The following is an 18,539-nucleotide window of genomic DNA, read 5'->3' as shown; positions in this document are numbered from 1 at the left end:
TCTCTCCTATCTAAGTCCAATATCATGACGATAGTACATACCATCGAATGTAATAATTGTAGCAGTTTCATAGACTTTCGCAAGTGCTTCTTGTAAATTTGCTCCTCTTGCACACACATTTAAAACACGTCCACCATTTGTGACAAGTTTGCCATCTTTTAAAGCTGTTCCCGCATGGAAAACAACAATATCCTCACTTACTTTGTCAATATTTTTAATTTCAATTCCTTTATCGTATTTTCCTGGATAACCTCCACTTGCAAGTACAAGACAAGCCACATGGTCATCAGACCATTTAACTTCAACTTGATCTAAAGTATAAGTAGCACAAGCATCCATGATTTCATAGAGATCACTCTCTAAACGAAGAAGGATTGATTGTGTTTCAGGATCACCAAAACGGACATTGAATTCAAGAACTTTTGCTTGATTATTTTCAATCATTAAACCAATGAAAACAACACCACGATAATCCATTTGATCATCTTTAAGTCCTTGCATAAATGGATCAAGAATATCTTTTTTCAAGACTTCATCCATACCTTCTGGTAAAAATGGATTTGGAGAAACAGTTCCCATACCACCCGTATTAGGTCCTTTATTTCCATCAAAGATTTGTTTATGATCTTTTGCTGAAACCATTGGTACAATTGTTTTACCATCAGTAAAACAAAGTAAAGAACATTCAAATCCTGTCAAGAATTCTTCTAAGACAACTTTACTTCCGGCACCATCTAAAGCACCATCAACCATCATGTCTTTTAAAGTAGATATGGCATCTTCTTTGTTTTCAACAATGACAACACCTTTTCCAGCAGCAAGACCATCTGCTTTGATAACTAATGGAAAATCAAAATGATCAACTTCTTTGCATGCTTTTTCAAAATCAGTCACTTCGACATATTTTGCTGTAGGAATATGATGTCTGACCATAAAATCTTTAGAGAAAGCTTTGCTTCCTTCTAAAGTTGCCGCCTTTTTTTGAGGACCAAAAGCTTTATAACCTGCTTTTTCAATATCATCAGCAAGCCCATTACATAAAGGAACTTCTGGACCGATGACAGTTAAATCAATTTGATTTTTTTGAATAAAATCAACAATAAATTTATTATCTTCTACTGAACCAGGTACACATGTACCTAAACTTGCAATACCAGGATTTCCTGGTATTGCATAAAGTTCAGTTACTTTTGGACTTTGTTTTAATTTATAAGCAATCGCATGTTCACGACCACCACTACCGATTACAAGAACTTTCATATAAGCCTCCTAGTGTCTAAAGTGTCTATATCCGCTAAATACCATAGGGATATTTTTTTCATTACATAAATCAATTGAATCTTGATCTCTAATTGAACCACCTGGTTGAATAATTGCTTGAATACCTGCATCTGCAGCGACTTGAACACAGTCATTGAATGGGAAGAAAGCATCTGAAGCAAGAACTGAACCATTGAAATCTTTATCAGGATTGTTATGAATTGCATTTTCTAAAGCCCACACTCTTGATGTTTGACCACCGCCAATAGCAAGTGTTACACCATTTTTAACAATACAGATCGCATTTGATTTTACATATTTAACAACTTTCATACCAAATTCCATATCTGTAAGTTGTTCTTTTGTGGGTTGAACATTTGTTACAACTTTCATTTCATCAATCATTTTTGTATTTAATTCTTGAACTAATACTTTTCCTTCAAGATATTTAATATCATATTTAGCACCACGTGCATCTAAGTTTTTAAGTTTTAAAATACGTAAGTTTTTCTTTTTCTTTAAGATTTCTAAAGCATCATCATCAAAATCTGGTGCAGCTACGATTTCTAAGAAAATCTTATGCATTTGTTCAGCTGTTGCTTTATCGATTTTATAGTTAACAGCAACGATTCCACCAAAGATAGATTGAGGATCAGCTTCATAGGCTTTCATATAAGAATCATAACCTGTATTTCCAATAGCAACACCACAAGGAGTTGAATGTTTGATGGCTGCTGTAACGATTTGATTACCAAATTCTCTAACAAGTGCAACCGCTCCATATAAATCGTTTACATTGTTAAATGAAATTTCTTTACCATGAAGTTGTTCATAATCTAATAAAGATTTTTGAACATAACTATCTTCATATTTATTTGCTGCTTGTTGAGAGTTTTCGCCATAACGTAAATGTTCTACTTTCTTTAATGAAAGATTTAATGTATCTGGAAATTGATCTCCAACTTGATCTGCAAAGTATCTTGAAATCATTGCATCATAAGCACCTGTCATAGAGAATGCTTTATAAGCAAGATTCATTCTAAAATCAAAATCAGTTGTATCATTTTTAATCGCATCTAAAACATTATCATAATCTTTTGGATCCGTAACAATTAAAACATCTTTAAAGTTTTTAGCTGCTGAACGAATCATTGATGGTCCACCAATATCAATATTTTCAATCATATCTGGTAAATCTTTACCAGCTTTTAAAGCTTTTTCAAATTCATATAAGTTGACACATACTAAATCAATAGGATGAATACCATGTTTTTTAATTGTTTCAACATGACTAGGTAAATCACGACGATATAAAAGTCCTCCATGAACCATTGGATGAAGTGTTTTAACACGTCCATCTAACATTTCAGGAAATCCTGTCACATCATCAATTGCAATACAAGAAACCCCATTTTCTTGTAAAACTTTCATTGTACCTCCTGTCGATACAATTTCAAAGTCTAATTCTACTAATCCTTTAGCAAAATCAACAACCCCATCTTTATTTGTAACTGAAATTAAAGCTCTTTTCATTTAAATTACCTTTGCCTTTCCATCAATTATTTTTATCTTATTATCACAATATAGCCCTACAACTTCTGGTAGTAATTTATGTTCAATCTCTAACACCCTTTTTTGAATATCCTCAGCTGTGTCCAAATCCGATATATCACAAGCAACTTGTTTAATAATTGGTCCCCCATCGACAATATTTGAAACAAAGTGCACGGTTGCCCCCGAAACCTTTGCACCACGTTGTAATACAGCTTCATGAACATGCATTCCATACATTCCTGGTCCACAAAAAGAAGGAATAAGAGAAGGATGAATGTTCATAATTTTATTTGGATATGCATCGATTAACTCATCCGTTAAAATTGCTAGATAACCAGCCAATACAATAAAATCAATATTTCTTTCTTTTAACATCTTTACAATCAAAGCATCATCTTTTTTAACAACTGCCGTTTCAATACCAGCATCTTTAGCTCTTTGTAAACCATAAGCCTTTTGACGATTCGAAAGAACAAGGGCGATTTCGCCATTGATCTTTCCTTCGTTTTTAGCATCAATAATAGATTGTAAATCTGTTCCCCATCCAGAAACAAAGACTGCAAATTTTAGCATAAATCCACGCCCTTATCTCCTTCAACGATATTTCCAACAACGTAGCATTTATCTCCTGCTTCTTCAATAGCTTTCATTGTTGTTTCAACATCTTCTGGATTAACTGCAATTACCATACCAAGACCCATATTGAATGTGTTGTACATCATATGTTCTTCAATATTTCCATTTTTTTGAATTAAACCAAATAAAGCTGGTACTGGATAACTTTCTTTTTTAATGATTGCTCTTACATTTTCAGGAAGCATTCTAGGTACATTTTCAAAGAAACCTCCACCTGTAATATGAGAGCATCCTTTAATTCTAACACCCGCATTTTTTACATTTTTTAAAGCTTTAACATAAATACGTGTTGGTTCAATTAAAGCTTCTCCTAAAGTTTTTCCTAATTCATCATAGTATGTATCTAATGATTCTTTTGTCATTTCAAACACTTTTCTAACAAGTGAAAAACCATTTGAATGAACACCACTTGAAGCAATACCAATAAGTGTGTCTCCTGCTTTAATTGTTGAACCATCAATAATATCTTTTTTATCAACAACACCCACAGCAAAACCTGCTAAATCATAATCATCTTCAGGCATTAAACCAGGATGTTCAGCAGTTTCACCACCAACTAAAGCACATTCAGATTGTAAACACCCTTCTGCAACACCACTTACAATGGAAGCAATTTTTTCGGGATAGTTTTTACCACAAGCAATATAATCTAAGAAGAAAAGTGGTTCTCCTCCAGAACAAGCAATATCATTGACACACATCGCAACGGCATCAATACCAATTGTATCGTGTTTATCCATCACAAAAGCTAGTTTTACTTTTGTTCCACAACCATCTGTTCCTGATAATAAAACCGGTTCTTCCATATTTTTAATTCCACTTAAATCAAAAGCACCAGCAAAACCACCAAGTCCTCCTAAAACTTCAGGACGCATTGTTTTTTTAACATGTTCTTTCATTAATTCTACTGATTTATAACCTGCTTCAATATCGACTCCAGCTTTTTTGTAATCCATCTTTGTTCTCCTTAATTATTTATTTTGCATTCTTGCTAGAACTGCTTTATAAGTTTCAATTAAATCTCCAATATCTTGTCTAAATACATCTTTATCATATTTTTGGTTTGTATTAACATCCCATAAACGACATGAATCTGGTGAAATTTCATCAGCTAATAAAATAGTACCGTCAGCTGTTTTACCAAATTCAATTTTAAAATCAACAAGTTTTAAATTCATTGATAAGAAGAATTCTTTTAATAATTCATTGATTTTTAACGTTGTTTCTTTAATGTATGCTAATTCTTCTCTTGTTGCAAGTTTTAAAGCAACAGCGTGATCATCATTAATTAATGGATCACCATATTCATCATTTTTATAACTCATTTCAAAGATTGGTTCATCTAAAACAATTCCTTCAGGTGCCCCTAATCTTTTACAGAAAGATCCAGTTGTAATATTTCTAATAATAACTTCTAATGGGAAGATATCTACTTTTTTAACTAAGATATCTCTTTCATTTAATTTTTTAATCATATGTGTTTTGATTCCAGCTTCTTCTAACATATCAAAGATAATACAAGAGATTGTATTATTTAAAACACCTTTACCCTCAAACTTATCATGCTTAACACCATTACCTGCTGTTGCATCATCTTTATAATGAATTAAATATTCATCTTCCTTGTCTGTTTTGTAAACTTGTTTTGCTTTTCCTTCATACAATAATTCTGCCATTTTTCTTTTCCCCCTATTTGTATTTTTCTATGACTTCATCGTTAGCTTTCATTGCGTCAGCTTCCATTTGTTTTCTTTCTTTAAGTAGCCCTTCTTTGATTTCACTATGTTTAATAGCCATAATTTGAAGTGCTAAATAAGCTGCATTTTTACTTCCATTAATAGCAACAGTCGCTACTGGAATACCCGAAGGCATTTGAACAATGGATAATAAAGCATCCATTCCATCTAAATTACTTCCTGCAATTGGAACACCAATAACTGGTAAAACTGTTTGACTAGCCACCACACCTGGAAGGGCTGCTGCCATTCCTGCAGCTGTAATAATAACTTCTGTTCCATCCGTTTCTGTTTCTTTAATGAAACTAGAAAGTCCTAAATGCGCTCTATGAGCAGATAAACAACGAACATTCACTTCAACACCATAATTTTTTAAAATTGAAATAGCTGGTTCAACTTTAGGTAAATCAGAAGTTGAACCCATAATAATAGCAACTTTCATCTTTCTCTCCTTTTAGAATAAACCTATAATTTTTCCATCTTCATCAATATCCATATTGACGGCAGCTGGACGTTTTGGAAGTCCTGGCATGCGCATAATATCACCAGATATAGCCACCAAGAATCCTGCTCCTGCAGATGGGATAATATCATTGATTTTAACAGTAAATCCTGTTGGTCGACCAAGTAAGGATGCTTGATCCGATAATGAGTATTGTGTCTTTGCAACACAAATTGGTAATTGGCTTAAACCTTGTTCAGTATATTTTTTAATTTTATTTTTTGCTTTCTTTGTAAATTCAACACCATCTCCACCATAGATTTCTTTAACGATTGTTTCAATCTTTGTTTCAATTGGCAAATCTAAATCATAAAGTGGATGATAATTGGCTCCTTTTGTTTCTAAAATATTTAATAATTTTTCAGCAAGTTCGATTCCACCATCAGCACCTTTTTCCCAAACCTTACTAATAGCTACTTCAACACCAAGCTTCTTGCAACATTCATTTAATAATTGAAGTTCCGCCTCTGTGTCTGTTGGAAAAGCATTAATTGCAACAACACAAGGTAAATCGAATTTTGCAATATTTTCAATATGTTTTTCTAGATTTCCTAAACCAGCTTTTAAAGCTTCCAAATTTTCATTTCCTAAATCTTTTTTAGCAACACCACCATGCATTTTTAAAGCACGAACAGTTGCAACAATAACAACTGCTTCAGGATTTAAATTTGCTTGACGACATTTAATATCTAAGAATTTTTCAGCTCCTAAATCAGCACCAAATCCAGCTTCAGTAATCGCATAATCCCCTAACTTGACAGCAAGTTGAGTAGCCATAACTGAGTTGCATCCATGAGCAATATTTGCAAATGGACCCCCATGAACAAATACTGGTGTGTGATCTAAAGTTTGAACTAAATTTGGTTTAATCGCATCTTTTAATAAAAGTGTTACCGCTCCTGTTGCTTCAATATCATCAACAGTAACTGGTTTTCCATCATAAGTATAAGCGACAATCATTTTTGCAGCTCTTTGTTTTAAATCTTCTAAAGAAGTCGCTAAACAAAGAATTGCCATAACTTCACTAGCAACGGTAATATCAAATCCATCTTCACGAGGAACCCCGTTTACTTTACCACCAAGTCCACAAACAGTATGACGTAATGCACGATCGTTTAAATCGACCACACGTTTCCAAACGATTTGTCTTACATCGATATTAAGTGGATTTCCTTGATGAATGGAATTATCAAGCATGGCTGCAATTAAGTTGTTTGCAGCAGTGATTGCATGAATATCTCCTGTAAAATGAAGGTTGATATCTTCCATTGGAACAACTTGCGCATATCCTCCACCTGCAGCTCCACCTTTGATTCCAAAACATGGACCAAGCGATGGCTCACGCATTGCAACTACAGATTTCTTTCCTAATTTGTTAAGTGCTTGTGATAATCCAATCATTGTTGTGGTTTTCCCTTCACCTGCAGGTGTTGGATTAATTGCTGTTACTAAGATCAATTTTCCGTCTTCGTTTTGATCTAGTTTTTTAATAGCTTCAAGAGAAATCTTTGCTTTATATTTTCCATATAATTCTAAATCATCCTCATCTAAACCAACTTTTTGAGCAATTTCAACAATCGGTTTCATCTTTGCACTTTGTGCAATTTCTACATCAGTTAACATTGTCGTTCATCCTTTCTTTTTTTCTTTTTGATTGATTCTATTAACCACTTTCATTATATTACAAGACAATATGTGAAACTAGTTATTTTACCTATCAACCAAAAAAAGAGCCCACTCATCCAGACTATTCTTAGCCCAGACGGTCGACTCTTTTACACGATTATACTCCCTGTGGTTTATTCCACTTCCGTCAGTCGTATAACTTAACTGCATAATATCAAAAAATGTCTCTTTTAGCAACACCAAAATATTTTTTATTTTACCTAAAAATCAATTTTCCAACAATCTATCATTCTTTTTAATCATTTAATAATTTTTCAAAACCTTTTTTATTTAACAAAATATGTGAAACATATTTTCCATTTTTAAAAACTGCCCAATTATTAAAAATACATGGTATGTTTTTTGCTTTTTCCAAAGTATCAATTTTAATAAAATCAACTTGTATATTACAGTCTTTTATGTATTCTTTAATTTCATGTATACAGTTGTATTGATTGAGTTGTGATACTGAGTATTTTTCCATTGATGTTTCGGTTGGAAACTGTTCCTTCAACTTAAATTTCTTCTTAAGTTGCTTGTTGAAACCTTCAATCAGATTCGTTGAATAAATACTATGTCTTACTTCCTTTGGATAATCAAAATACGTTAATAGATGCGTATTTTTATCTAAAATATCAATTACTCTAGGATATTTTCTTTTCCATTTTGAAGTAAAGGTTTCAAGGTTTGATAATGCTTCTTCCTTACTTCCTTTAAAAGTAGGATTAAAAAATGAAATGCCTTGTGACATATTTAACCCAATCATTTCATATTCTTTTTTTGTAATTAATTTTATTGAAAGAGGATCATCAAAAATTTTAATACCCTTCCTTTTTTTGATGATACGCTCTTGCAAATAAGCTCACTAATGCTGTTATATTTTGTTCTATAAAATTACCTCCATATATTTAATACAGGACTTTGACAAAAATGACCAGCCTTGAAAAAATGCCCATTTTGTGGTAATATAAAGATAGAAAAAAAGAAAGAAATGGGAAAATTTTTCTCATTTCTTTTTTTATTCCTCATTTGAATCTTCAAGCTGATGAACTCTTTTTTTATAAATTTTACCTGCAACCGTAAATAAAATCATACATACAATTTCCATCATAAAAAATATCAAAATCATAATACCTATAGAACCTTTTAAATTTTGATAATCTCGATAAGAAATAATAAAGAAAACAATTCCTTCAACAAGTGCTCCTATCGTACTAAAAAGTAGGTTTGTTTTTAAATTTGGTTTGTATTTTCTATCCCAAATACCTTCTTTAAGGCTAGCAACTACAAGATAAATCACCAAAGACATAAAAACAATAACTTCTCCGATGAAATTCTTAAACACCATATTTCCAAGAATCATTTGAATAAGTATATCAGCAAGCAATCCCCAAAAAGCAAGCCAACAACCATAGTGTTGAATTTTTAATAATTTCAATTCTTGGCGTTCATCTAAATTACTTTTCATTTTCTTCATCCTCCCAAAATAAATCATCTAAACCTTTTTCTAAAAGACGACAAATCTTTCGACAAAGCTTAATCGTTGGATTGTATTCCCCACTTTCGATCGCATTCATTGTCTGTCTTGATATTCCTACCGCCTGTGCCAGTTCTTTTTGTGTCATATTTTTTTCGACACGTGCTACTTTGAGTGCAATGTTTTTTGCCATCGATTATCTTCCTTTCTACATTTATAAAGTATCATTTATTTTACAAAATGTCAAATATATATTACATTTTGTAAAATAAAAAAAGTGGAATCATTGCTTAATTCCACTTATTCCTTCTGTTTTTTAATAACTATATTTCTTAATCTTTTCCATGACTCTACTTGCTTGTTCATCTTGTAAAACATATGGTTGATAATCATTTCTTCCTCTTGATGAAGTTAAAGAACATGGAATGATTTGTACTTGATATCCTGTTTGTATTGTTCCTTTAAAAGAATAAGAGAGTTGATAAATCATTGTGTCTGTATCACTTGGATTACGATTACCACCAAAACAGAAATTACCTAATGAATAAACAATGGGTTTTCCATTGTAGGTTTCTGTTCCTTGAACAACATGTGGATGTGAACCAATGACAGCATCTGCTCCAGCATCAATGGTAAACTTAGCCAATGATCTTTGATCTTCATTAGCTTGATATTGTCTTTCAATACCCCAATGATAATAAACAAAAACAAGTTGGCATTGTTCCTCATTTTTTAAATGATTGATTGCCTCTTGTATTTTTTGATGACCACTTTCATTATTCATAGATACCGAAAGTGAACGATAACCAAGGAATCCACACTTGATGCCTTTGATTTCTTTTATATAAGAATCATCATAACCAAAATGTCCAATAGAAGCTTCATCTAAATATTTTTTGGTATCTTGAAGCCCTGCTTCATAATAATCTTCGCTATGATTATTTGCGAGGGTAACTGCTTCTACTGATGAAGAAGTCAATATTTTTGTATATTCAGGAGCTCCACTAAAAGGAAATTCTTTTTCAAGATGATTACTGGCTGTAGTAAATGGTCCTTCTAGATTAACAACTGTCAAATCATCTTTTTCAAAAACATCTTTTACTTTTTTTAAAAAATATGTTGGATCATTCCCTTGTCTTTTATATTCTTGATTAAAAGATCCATCATAAGCTTGTCCGGCATAATTTCCAAGTGTACAATCTCCCGCAAAAGAAATAGTAAAATTAACTTCCGGTTCTTCTTTCTTCTTTTCTTCTTTTTGCACTGTTTTTTCTTGTACCTTTTTAGGTGTTTCTTTTTTTGTAGATTGATTTACATTATTAAAGAGAAAAACACCTAAAGAAATAATAAGTACAGCTATTATAATAACGAATGCTACTTTTTTCTTATTTAATTTATGATTCATGAAATTCACCTCAACTTATTTTAACATATTCTAAAATATGTTAAAATGCCTCTATTGGAGGAATAAAACATGATTGAAGAAATTATTGAAAATAAATTAGATTATGCATCTTTATTATGCGAAAGTGATCCTAATATTAACCTTGTTGAAAATTATTTAAGAGATGGAAGATTATTTGCTTACTTTGAAAAACAAACACCTCTTGCTTTTATTGCTGTTAAAGAAATCAATGATACTACCCTTGAAATTAAAAACTTACTTACTTTAGAAAATAATCGAGGACATGGATATGGAAAATCCTTACTTCAATACATTGAAAATCTTTATCAAAACAAAACAACTTTTTTAATTGGTACCGCCAATAGTTCAATGACAAACATGCTTATTTATACAAAACTTGGTTATCATTATAGTCATAAAATTGAAAACTTTTTCATTGATTATTATCCTCAAGAAATCTATGAAAACAACATGCAAGCAACCGATCTTCTTTACTTTAGCAAAACACGTGCAAACTAAAAGGATTCCTTACGAATCCTTTTTTGTATACTCTTTTAAGATATCAATATAAAGTTGCCCAAAACGACTTAGAATAGCTTTATTATGTGTAATATATCCTATTTCCATAAAATCATTCACATCTAAAGGAACCGCAATGATATCTTTTCCATTAAGCTGTTCATTAATGACTCCACTACAAATTGTATAGCCATTAAGACCTATTAATAAATTAAAGAGTGTTGCACGATCACATACTTTAATTTCTTTTTGGCTTTCTAAAGTACTCAGTATTTCTTCAGAAAAGTAAAAAGAATTATGTTCTCCTTGTTCATAAGATAAACGTGGATATTCTTTTAAATCCTCTAAAGATACTTTATTTTTATTTGCGAGGGGATTATCTTTTCCAAGAAAAACATGAGGTTTTGCGATAAATAGACGATGAAATGTTAAGTCATTTTCTTTCAACGTTTTCTTTAAAACAACTTCATTAAATGAATTAAGATAAAGAACCCCAATTTCACTTTTAAGTTTGGCAACATCTTCAATAATTTCATAAGTTTGTGTTTCTCGAATCCTGAAATCATATTCCTTCCCACCATATTCTTTAATCAAAGAAACAAAAGCTTCTACGGCAAAAGAATAATGTTGCGTTGAGATACAAAATTCATGTTTAATATTATGATCCTGTAAATACTTTTCTTCAATCAAGTTTGTTTGTTCAATCACTTGTCTTGCATAACCTAAAAATTCTTCTCCCTGTCTTGATAAAATAACTCCTTTATTGGTACGAATAAAAATCGTAATACCTAATTCTTTTTCTAATTCTTTGATTGCATTTGTTAAACTTGGTTGTGATATATATAAACGCTTAGCAGCCTCTGAAAGTGTTCCTACTTGAGAAACTGTAATAACGTATCTTAATTGTGCTAATGTCATATTCTTCTCCTTTTTCTTTGTCATTATATCATAGCTTAACAAAAATAAAATTATTAAGATTTTATAAATTGACATTATTTTTATAGAGTCGTTGTTAAAATGAAATCAATGAGGGAGTAGTCTCACAATCTGTGTGATGGTATCAACATACGCGAATAGTTTTTTCTATTCTGGTACATCTTAAAGACAAGACTCGTTAAGGATTTTATCTTTAACGAGTTTTGTCTTTTTTTATTCAAAGGAGGAGCCGTGATGTTTTATCAAAAAAGTATTCAAGATATCTTAAAAGAATGTGATACGCTTTTACTCAATGGCGAAAAAATAGCTTTATCATCTATACAAAAGAACATATCTTAAAACAAAATAAAGATCTTGCAAAAGCAGGTTTACGAGTACTTGCCTTCGTTATAAAGAATATAACCATGAAAATCTTACTTTCATTGGTCTTATTTCCTTAATGGATCCACCTAGAGTTGAAAGTCTAGAAGCTGTACTTCAATGTAAAAAAGCCGGTATTAAACCTATTATGATTACTGGAGATCATGTCATTACCGCTACAAGCATCGCCAAAAAAATTGGCATATTTGAAGAAAACGATTTATATATAGAAGGTCAAAAATTAGATTTACTAAATAATCATGAACTTGATGAAATTCTCCCTCGTGTTTCTGTTTATGCACGAGTAGCTCCTGAACATAAAATTCGTATCGTTGAAGCTTGGCAAAGAAAAGGTAAAGTGGTGGCCATGACAGGTGATGGTGTCAATGATGCTCCTGCTCTTAAACAAAGTGATATTGGTGTGGCTATGGGTATTACAGGAAGTGAAGTGGCAAAAGATGCTGCCAATATGATTTTAATGGATGATAACTTTTCAACGATTGTACATGCTATTATTATCGGTCGAAATGTCTATGAACATCTTAAAAATTCAATTTATTATTTATTGTCAGGAAATTTTGCGGGGATTCTATGTGTATTACTTGCTTCTTTATTTATTTTGCCAACACCGTTTTTTCCAGCACACCTTTTATTTATGAATTTAATTACAGATTCTTTACCTGCCATTGCGATTGGGATGAAAAAAAATGATCAAAATGTTTTAAAATATCCACCTAAAAAAAGATGAATCTCTTTTAAATAAAAAATCACTTTTTAGGATTTCTTTTGACGGAATCATTATTGGTTTATGTACGATGGCAAGTTATTATTGTAGTTTAAAAATAAATACACTGGCTGCTTCTACTTTTGCCTTTGCGACAATTTGTTTATCACGTTTACTTCATGGTTTAAGTAGTCGGAATGAAAAACCCATTTATCAAATAGGACTATTTTCAAATAAACAAAGCATTCTTGCTTTTTTGATTGGTACTTTTCTATTACATCTTGTTTTATATATTCCTCTTTTACAAAAAGTCTTTTTAATTGAAAAAGTATCCCTTTTTCAAATGATTCCGATTTATATTTTTTCTCTTCTTTCCTTTTTCCTTATTCAAGTAAAAAAATGTTTTCTATAAAATAGAGAACACTTTTTTCATTATTTAAAAATCTTTCACTCCTTTTCTATGCTATAATAAAAAAACAGGATTTAGGGAGGGATTAGATGGAAAAAGATTTAACACATGGAAATACATTAAAACTGATTATTTCATTTTGTATTCCTTTAATTGGGGGAGCTATTTTCCAACAACTTTATAACGTCGTTGACACAATGATTGTAGGAAGATTTGTCGGCGTAAATGCTCTTGCTGCCGTTGGCTCAACAGGTTCATTAAACTTTTTAATTATCGGTTTTGTTTTAGGACTTGCGGCTGGCTTTGGAATTCCTATTGCGCAAGCTTTTGGTGCTAGAGAAGAAAAAAGAATGCTTCAAACCATTATGAACGCATTTTACTTATGCATATTCTTTTCAATTGTACTTACAATTTTAACCCATTTTACAACGGAAACATTACTTCAATGGATGCAAACGCCCGCTAATATTTTCAAACAATCTTACGATTATATTTCAATTATTTTTTATGGTTTAACATGTACCATTGCTTATAACTTTTTAGCAAGTGTTTCACGTGCTTTAGGGGATAGTAAAACACCTCTTATTTTCTTAATTATATCATCGGTACTTAATGTTGTTTTAGATTTATCAATGATTATTAATTTTCATATGGGTGTTCGAGGTGCTGCCCTTGCAACAGTGATTGCTCAGGGAATTTCGGCTGTTTTATGTTTTATTTATATGGCTAAAAAATATCCTAATTTAAGATTTGATCATCATGCACGTTCTATAAGTTTTCCAATTATCAAAAAACTTATTAATATTGCCGTCCCAATGGCTTTACAATATTCAATTACGGCTGTTGGTGCTGTTATCTTACAAAGTGCCGTTAATACTTTAGGTTCAGCAAAAGTTGCTGCTATTGCTGCTGCCCAAAAATTATCTATGTTCTTTACGCAACCAATGGATATGATGGGTTCTACAATGGCTACCTTCTCTGGACAAAATTTAGGTGCTGGAAAGATAGAGCGTATTTTTAAAGGAATTAAAGAATCTATGTTCCTTGTCATTGGTTATGGTATCGTTGCTTGTATCTTTATGATTTTCTTTGGAAAATACCTTTCATTATTATTTGTTGCCGGTAATGAAACAGGCGTTATTAATGATGCACAACAATTCTTGATTTGCAATAGTATTTTCTATTTTGTTTTAGGTATTCTATTTGTTTCAAGAAACACCATTCAAGGTTTAGGAAAATCCGCACTTACGATGCTTGCTGGGGGTGCTGAATTAGTGGCAAGAGCTTTTGTTGCTTTTGCCCTCGTTGGTAAGTTTGGTTATAATGCCATTTGTTTTGCCAACCCTATTGCTTGGTTTGCTGCTATCATTATTTTGATTCCAACACTGGTTATTTTGATGAACAAATTAAAAAAAGAACATAATTAAAAGATATCGCAATCGCGATATCTTTTTTTACACACGTTTTTTATTTAAACGATTATGGATATTTTGCATTTTTAAATCAAGTTTTGAAATTGTTTTTGCACATTCTTGTAATTCTTCTTTAATATCTTCAGGAACATTATTATCTGTTTTATATTTAAGTTTATGTTCCAAAGAAGCCCAGAAATCCATCGCAATTGTACGAAGCTGTACTTCAACATGAATTGGTTTAGATCCTTCTGATAAGAAAATTGGTACTTCTAAAACAAGATGTAAAGACATATAACCACTTTCTTTTGGATTTGCAATATAATCTTTTACTTCAACTAAACGGATATCATCTTGATCTGTAAGTAATTGTGCTACCTTATAAACATCATCTACATAATTACAAATAACACGAATTCCCGCAATATCATGAATATTTTCTTCTAACGAACGTTCTGTTACAGGAATATCTTTATTAATAGCTTTTTTTAAAATACTTTCTGGCGATTTTAAACGAGATTCGATATGATGAATCGGATTATGATCATGTTTTACTTTAAATTCTGCATCTAATATTTCTAATTTTGTACGAATTTCTTTAATTCCTGCTTCATAAATTTGTTGCATTTTCATTAATTCTGAGACATTTTCATATAAAGTAGTTTTTGCTATTTGATTCACAACATTTTGTTTAATTTTTTGACTTGGTTTCATTTTAACACCTCATCTCTATTAAAGCCTAAAAAAATGAACTTGTCATTAACAAAAGAAAAATCTTTAAAGATTTTTCTTTAAAGATTTAATCACTAAGGTCTTCTCCATTAGAAGCAATAACTTTTTTATACCAATAGAATGAATCTTTTCTATAACGATCTAATGTTTTTAAATCAAATTCATCTCGATCTACATAAATAAATCCATAACGTTTAACCATACCTTCATGAGTAGAAATTAAATCAATTGCTGACCATGGGCAATATCCCATCATTTCTGCACCATCAGTAATCGCTAATTGAATTTGTTCAATATGTTTTCTTAAATATTCAATACGGTATTGATCATGAACTTTTCCATCTTCAGTTAATTTATCATAAGCACCTAAACCATTTTCTGTAACAATCATTGGTAAACGATATCTTGAATACATTTCACGAATAGTTGCTCTAAAACCAAATGGATCAATTTCCCACCCAAAATCAGTATGAGGTAGATTTGGATTGGCAGCTCCTAGATAAACACCTTCTTCCATACGTGTTTTTTGTTGATCATGTCCAAATGTTTCTCCTTGGTTTTCATCACACCAAGCAACAGTTGCTGTTGAATAATAGTTGAAACCAATGAAATCTGGATGTCCATTTTTTAGAATTTCCATATCTCCTTCTTCGATATGAGGAGTTGCATTTCTTTTTTCCATAAAAGCCCATGCAAGATGATTATATTCTCCATAAACAGCCATATCTAAGTAAAGCCAGTTACGAATCGCATTTAAGTTTTGAGCAGCTAATTGATCTTCAGGCTTACAACTTGCTGGATAAGCAAGAGAAATATTTGGTGCTGGTCCAATTTTTCCACCTTCTACCATTTCATGGCATAAAGCCATTGCTTTTGCTTGTGCTACTAACATATGATGATTTTGTTGGTAAAGAGATTTATATTTTTCTGGTCCTGTAAGGGTTGTTGTTCCAATAATATCTCCTGATAAAATTAAAACGTTTTGTTCATTGATCGTAAGCCAGTATTTAACACGATCACCAAAATTTTCATACATCACTTTAGCAAAATTAACAAACCAATCAATAGATTCACGTTTTTCCCAGCCACCTCTTTCTTCTAAGGCTTGTGGCATATCGAAGTGGAACATTGTCACTAATGGAATAATATTATATTTTAAACATTCATTAATAACATTATTGTAGAAATCAATTCCTTCTTGATTTACTTCACCTGTTCCTTGAGGTAAAATTCTTGACCACGAAATAGAAAAACGATAAACTTTAAAGCCCATTTCAGCCATTAAAGCAATATCTTCTTTATAACGATGATAAAAATCAGCGCATACTGTTAAATCAGATGTCCCTTCTGGTACTTTTTTAACATCTTGAACCGAAGGACCCTTTCCATGTGATAAGTTAGCTCCTTCTACTTGATAAGCAGATGTACTTGCTCCCCAAAGAAAGTCTTTAGGAAATGGTTTTAATTTTTTATGTAACATTCTTTCTTCCTCCTATCATTACCTTTATTATACTCTTAAAGCAAAAAAACATCCATATGGATGTTTAGTCAATCAATTCATCAGCCTTGTAATCTCTAAATTTATGATAAACAGGTCCGGCATAAGCAACCATCAATTCATCATAAACTTTACTTGATAATTTTTCTCCTACATAAAGCATTTCATATTTAACATCTTTTTCTACATATTTAAAGCCCATTTCTTGAAGTCCATTTCTTAAATAAAAGTTTTTACGCTGAACACGTTGTTTGTAGTTATCATATTTTTCATCTACTTCTTCAATACATAACATAATGGTATGAGGATATCTCTTTTTCAATATTTGTAAAACACTACTTCCATAGCCATGACCTCTTTGAAGTTCATCAATAGCAAGATACAAAACATAGGACAAATTTTGATAGGTAATGACATACGTTAACCCAACCCATTTATTTTGATCATAGATTGATAAAAATTCTCCTTTACCTTTATTGTGTTTTTCTATAAGAGCTTTCCATGGTGCTCTTTCATCTTCAGGAAAAGCACTGTAATAAAGTTGACTTACTTGTTCAATATCATTTTCACTTATTTTCTTTAATTCCATATAATTCTCCTATTTATAGTATTTATCAAAATACGCTTTTAATGATTTTTTGATTGAAATATGATCCAATTTCATAGAGAAAACAAAACGTTCTTTTTCTTTAAATTCATTTCTTAACTCACCGATATGTTTTCTAAACGCTTCATATTGGACAATAATATCGTTTTCTTTCGCAAATTTTTGGATATTGTTTAAAATATTTAAAGAATATCCAACATCAATTAAAAAGACACCATAAAATAAACCTACAAAGAATGAAAACCAAAGATTTCCAGCAAGCCATTCAATTGAATGAATGATATTAGGATGAATTAAAAAATAATAAATCGCACTTAATAAATACCAAAAGAAAGTAAACTTAGGACAAATGATTCCTTGAATATTAAACTTTTCATCACTATAATCCCAAAGCTTTACATGCATCCCTTTGATAAAAATAAGTCCTGCAAAATATTCAATTAAAGTAACCGATAAAGCCATTAGTAAAAAAAGTACCGTCTTTCTTAAATACACTCCATGAATAAATGAAACATTAATATGTGCCAGTAAATAAACGACACATAAACTAAAACCATAAAGTGGTAAATAAGGTCCTACTAAAAAACCAGGATTGATCCATTTTCTTGAAGGATTTGCTTTGGAAAAAAAGCGACGAAAAATAAGTTCTAAAAGCCATCCAGCTAAACTTCCTATAAAAAATATAAACGCTAAAATCAACCATTCTTTCATAAAATCACCTATTTCATTTTATTAAATAATATAGTAATTAGAATACTTTAAACAACCTAAAAAATCAAGTTAAAAAAATAAGGCTTCCGCCTTATAATGTACAAATCATTACTGTCATTGTTCCATCAAAATCAACTTCTTTTTGATCTGAACAAACTACAAAATGATCTCCTTTTTTCACTTCTTTTCCTTCTACTGTTCCTTGTCCTTCAATGATTGATACAAGTTGGAATGGTTTATCATTCTTTACTTTATTATAGCCTGTCATATCATATTTATTTAATGTTAAATAGTTAGATGATACAAGTTCTTTTCTTGTTCCATTTTCTATTGTTTCTTCTACTTGTTTTGCCAGATCATAAGGTTTATAAGGCACTGTTGTCACATCGATGGATT

General features: G+C 31.2%; 18 protein-coding genes, 2 pseudogenes and 1 riboswitch. Of the genes and pseudogenes, 3 read left to right on the top strand and 17 right to left on the bottom strand.

From position 1 onward, the window contains the following. Nucleotides 1–6 precede the first annotated feature (6 nt). The 11 genes from purD to C7U55_RS01910 form a co-directional block, all read right to left on the bottom strand. Complete coding sequence (gene purD / locus C7U55_RS01960; protein ID WP_106987109.1) at nt 7–1,260, bottom strand: phosphoribosylamine--glycine ligase; 1,254 nt, start codon at nt 1,258–1,260, stop codon at nt 7–9. A gap of 9 nt (nt 1,261–1,269) precedes the next feature. Then, nucleotides 1,270–2,793: a bifunctional phosphoribosylaminoimidazolecarboxamide formyltransferase/IMP cyclohydrolase gene (gene purH, locus C7U55_RS01955; RefSeq protein ID WP_106987108.1), complete on the bottom strand. Its 1,524-nt coding sequence runs from the start codon at nt 2,791–2,793 to the stop codon at nt 1,270–1,272. Continuing rightward, nucleotides 2,794–3,387, bottom strand: a complete 594-nt coding sequence (gene purN, locus C7U55_RS01950; protein WP_106987107.1) for a phosphoribosylglycinamide formyltransferase — start codon at nt 3,385–3,387, stop codon at nt 2,794–2,796. Further along, on the bottom strand, nt 3,381–4,406 hold the full coding sequence (gene purM, locus C7U55_RS01945; RefSeq protein ID WP_106987106.1) for a phosphoribosylformylglycinamidine cyclo-ligase: 1,026 nt from the start codon (nt 4,404–4,406) through the stop codon (nt 3,381–3,383). Before purM ends, purN begins: the two co-directional genes overlap by 7 nt. Before the next feature lie 15 nt (nt 4,407–4,421). Next, nucleotides 4,422–5,126 carry a phosphoribosylaminoimidazolesuccinocarboxamide synthase gene (purC, locus tag C7U55_RS01940; RefSeq protein ID WP_106987105.1) on the bottom strand — a complete coding sequence of 235 codons (705 nt, stop codon included), beginning with the start codon at nt 5,124–5,126 and terminating at the stop codon, nt 4,422–4,424. Nucleotides 5,127–5,139: 13 nt separating this feature from the next. Beyond that, the gene (purE, locus tag C7U55_RS01935; protein ID WP_022001457.1) at nt 5,140–5,628 is read right to left on the bottom strand and encodes a 5-(carboxyamino)imidazole ribonucleotide mutase; all 489 of its coding nucleotides are present in this window, start codon (nt 5,626–5,628) and stop codon (nt 5,140–5,142) included. Nucleotides 5,629–5,640: 12 nt separating this feature from the next. Then, a complete protein-coding gene (locus tag C7U55_RS01930; RefSeq protein ID WP_106987104.1) occupies nt 5,641–7,311 on the bottom strand; it encodes a formate--tetrahydrofolate ligase in 1,671 nt (556 codons plus the stop codon). A 126-nt stretch (nt 7,312–7,437) separates the two neighbouring features. Beyond that, nucleotides 7,438–7,519: riboswitch (ZMP/ZTP riboswitch) on the bottom strand. 90 nt (nt 7,520–7,609) lie between these two features. After that, nucleotides 7,610–8,119, bottom strand: coding sequence for a transposase (locus C7U55_RS01925; protein WP_146139602.1), 510 nt, complete (start codon nt 8,117–8,119; stop codon nt 7,610–7,612). Between the two features lie 252 nt (nt 8,120–8,371). Beyond that, complete coding sequence (locus C7U55_RS01920; RefSeq protein ID WP_204638378.1) at nt 8,372–8,821, bottom strand: DUF6773 family protein; 450 nt, start codon at nt 8,819–8,821, stop codon at nt 8,372–8,374. Then, nucleotides 8,811–9,023 carry a helix-turn-helix transcriptional regulator gene (locus C7U55_RS01915; protein WP_106987101.1) on the bottom strand — a complete coding sequence of 71 codons (213 nt, stop codon included), beginning with the start codon at nt 9,021–9,023 and terminating at the stop codon, nt 8,811–8,813. Before C7U55_RS01915 ends, C7U55_RS01920 begins: the two co-directional genes overlap by 11 nt. Nucleotides 9,024–9,146: 123 nt before the next feature. Next, nucleotides 9,147–10,235 carry a CapA family protein gene (locus C7U55_RS01910; RefSeq protein WP_106987100.1) on the bottom strand — a complete coding sequence of 363 codons (1,089 nt, stop codon included), beginning with the start codon at nt 10,233–10,235 and terminating at the stop codon, nt 9,147–9,149. A 69-nt stretch (nt 10,236–10,304) separates the two neighbouring features. On the opposite strand from C7U55_RS01910, the gene C7U55_RS01905 reads away from it, so the two are divergent. Next, nucleotides 10,305–10,754, top strand: a complete 450-nt coding sequence (locus tag C7U55_RS01905; RefSeq protein WP_106987099.1) for a GNAT family N-acetyltransferase — start codon at nt 10,305–10,307, stop codon at nt 10,752–10,754. Between the two features lie 9 nt (nt 10,755–10,763). On the opposite strand, the gene C7U55_RS01900 is transcribed toward C7U55_RS01905, so the two are convergent. Then, nucleotides 10,764–11,672, bottom strand: coding sequence for a LysR family transcriptional regulator (locus C7U55_RS01900; protein WP_032090156.1), 909 nt, complete (start codon nt 11,670–11,672; stop codon nt 10,764–10,766). A 457-nt stretch (nt 11,673–12,129) separates the two neighbouring features. On the opposite strand from C7U55_RS01900, the pseudogene C7U55_RS14195 reads away from it, so the two are divergent. Both C7U55_RS14195 and C7U55_RS01890 read left to right on the top strand, forming a co-directional pair. Beyond that, nucleotides 12,130–13,186: pseudogene (locus C7U55_RS14195) on the top strand (HAD-IC family P-type ATPase). Between the two features lie 86 nt (nt 13,187–13,272). Beyond that, nucleotides 13,273–14,610, top strand: a complete 1,338-nt coding sequence (locus tag C7U55_RS01890; protein WP_106987098.1) for an MATE family efflux transporter — start codon at nt 13,273–13,275, stop codon at nt 14,608–14,610. A 27-nt stretch (nt 14,611–14,637) separates the two neighbouring features. Here C7U55_RS01890 and C7U55_RS01885 read toward each other — a convergent pair whose 3' ends face one another. The 5 genes and pseudogenes from C7U55_RS01885 to C7U55_RS13640 all read right to left on the bottom strand — a co-directional run. Continuing rightward, entirely contained in the window at nt 14,638–15,309 is a 672-nt protein-coding gene (locus tag C7U55_RS01885) for a GTP pyrophosphokinase (protein WP_106987097.1), read from the bottom strand. 85 nt (nt 15,310–15,394) lie between these two features. Then, the gene (locus tag C7U55_RS01880; protein WP_106987096.1) at nt 15,395–16,807 is read right to left on the bottom strand and encodes a glycoside hydrolase family 1 protein; all 1,413 of its coding nucleotides are present in this window, start codon (nt 16,805–16,807) and stop codon (nt 15,395–15,397) included. Nucleotides 16,808–16,871: 64 nt separating this feature from the next. Continuing rightward, nucleotides 16,872–17,414 (bottom strand): GNAT family N-acetyltransferase, encoded by a 543-nt coding sequence (locus C7U55_RS01875; protein ID WP_106987095.1) that lies wholly within the window; start codon nt 17,412–17,414, stop codon nt 16,872–16,874. Between the two features lie 9 nt (nt 17,415–17,423). After that, a complete protein-coding gene (locus C7U55_RS01870) occupies nt 17,424–18,143 on the bottom strand; it encodes a putative ABC transporter permease (RefSeq protein WP_032090163.1) in 720 nt (239 codons plus the stop codon). Nucleotides 18,144–18,234: 91 nt separating this feature from the next. Next, nucleotides 18,235–18,539: pseudogene (locus C7U55_RS13640) on the bottom strand (mannose-6-phosphate isomerase); the annotation flags it as partial.

This window comes from Faecalibacillus faecis (assembly GCF_003024675.1).
Classification (GTDB): domain Bacteria; phylum Bacillota_I; class Bacilli_A; order Erysipelotrichales; family Coprobacillaceae; genus Faecalibacillus; species Faecalibacillus faecis.
This window is presented reverse-complemented; position numbering and strand designations above follow the sequence as displayed.

What these genes read in the sequence shown, in the direction of transcription:
- purD (WP_106987109.1), bottom strand. Translation starts at nt 1,260, where the DNA reads ATGAAAGTTCTTGTAATCGGTAGTGGTGGTCGTGAACATGCGATTGCT.
- purH (WP_106987108.1), bottom strand. Translation starts at nt 2,793, where the DNA reads ATGAAAAGAGCTTTAATTTCAGTTACAAATAAAGATGGGGTTGTTGAT.
- purN (WP_106987107.1), bottom strand. Translation starts at nt 3,387, where the DNA reads ATGCTAAAATTTGCAGTCTTTGTTTCTGGATGGGGAACAGATTTACAA.
- purM (WP_106987106.1), bottom strand. Translation starts at nt 4,406, where the DNA reads ATGGATTACAAAAAAGCTGGAGTCGATATTGAAGCAGGTTATAAATCA.
- purC (WP_106987105.1), bottom strand. Translation starts at nt 5,126, where the DNA reads ATGGCAGAATTATTGTATGAAGGAAAAGCAAAACAAGTTTACAAAACA.
- purE (WP_022001457.1), bottom strand. Translation starts at nt 5,628, where the DNA reads ATGAAAGTTGCTATTATTATGGGTTCAACTTCTGATTTACCTAAAGTT.
- C7U55_RS01930 (WP_106987104.1), bottom strand. Translation starts at nt 7,311, where the DNA reads ATGTTAACTGATGTAGAAATTGCACAAAGTGCAAAGATGAAACCGATT.
- C7U55_RS01925 (WP_146139602.1), bottom strand. Translation starts at nt 8,119, where the DNA reads ATGATTGGGTTAAATATGTCACAAGGCATTTCATTTTTTAATCCTACT.
- C7U55_RS01920 (WP_204638378.1), bottom strand. Translation starts at nt 8,821, where the DNA reads ATGAAAAGTAATTTAGATGAACGCCAAGAATTGAAATTATTAAAAATT.
- C7U55_RS01915 (WP_106987101.1), bottom strand. Translation starts at nt 9,023, where the DNA reads ATGGCAAAAAACATTGCACTCAAAGTAGCACGTGTCGAAAAAAATATG.
- C7U55_RS01910 (WP_106987100.1), bottom strand. Translation starts at nt 10,235, where the DNA reads ATGAATCATAAATTAAATAAGAAAAAAGTAGCATTCGTTATTATAATA.
- C7U55_RS01905 (WP_106987099.1), top strand. Translation starts at nt 10,305, where the DNA reads ATGATTGAAGAAATTATTGAAAATAAATTAGATTATGCATCTTTATTA.
- C7U55_RS01900 (WP_032090156.1), bottom strand. Translation starts at nt 11,672, where the DNA reads ATGACATTAGCACAATTAAGATACGTTATTACAGTTTCTCAAGTAGGA.
- C7U55_RS01890 (WP_106987098.1), top strand. Translation starts at nt 13,273, where the DNA reads ATGGAAAAAGATTTAACACATGGAAATACATTAAAACTGATTATTTCA.
- C7U55_RS01885 (WP_106987097.1), bottom strand. Translation starts at nt 15,309, where the DNA reads ATGAAACCAAGTCAAAAAATTAAACAAAATGTTGTGAATCAAATAGCA.
- C7U55_RS01880 (WP_106987096.1), bottom strand. Translation starts at nt 16,807, where the DNA reads ATGTTACATAAAAAATTAAAACCATTTCCTAAAGACTTTCTTTGGGGA.
- C7U55_RS01875 (WP_106987095.1), bottom strand. Translation starts at nt 17,414, where the DNA reads ATGGAATTAAAGAAAATAAGTGAAAATGATATTGAACAAGTAAGTCAA.
- C7U55_RS01870 (WP_032090163.1), bottom strand. Translation starts at nt 18,143, where the DNA reads ATGAAAGAATGGTTGATTTTAGCGTTTATATTTTTTATAGGAAGTTTA.